The organism is Massilia genomosp. 1 (genome assembly GCF_011682185.1).
GTDB classification, from domain to species: Bacteria; Pseudomonadota; Gammaproteobacteria; order Burkholderiales; family Burkholderiaceae_D; genus Telluria_A; species Telluria_A rubra.
The window spans coordinates 1-253 of sequence record NZ_WHJF01000605.1 but is presented as its reverse complement, the minus strand read 5'-3'; the positions used below and the strand labels follow the sequence as shown (position 1 = coordinate 253).

General features: G+C 64.0%; 1 protein-coding gene. It reads right to left on the bottom strand.

The window, feature by feature from the left end; genetic code table 11:
• Positions 1-253 (bottom strand): hypothetical protein (locus tag F1735_RS37205; protein WP_229506109.1); only part of this gene is annotated, 253 nt, incomplete at both ends.

Here is a 253-nt window from a genome sequence, read left to right as displayed (position 1 = left end):
CACGCCTGAGCAACTCCAGTTGGTATCCGGGCGTTTGCTGCGTGAGCTGAAGGAAACAAGGGATAGGCTCAACCAATCATCAAGCAATAGCTCAAAACCACCATCGACACGGGCACCCTGGGCCGCCCATGCAAATTGTGCCGCGCCATCGCCCCCGTCCCCGGAGGACACGCCGGCATCGCCCACCTCGAACGTTGAAAGCAGCCCTGCCTCGGGGCTGGGCGCATCAGCGGGCACACCGGCCGATGGCGCC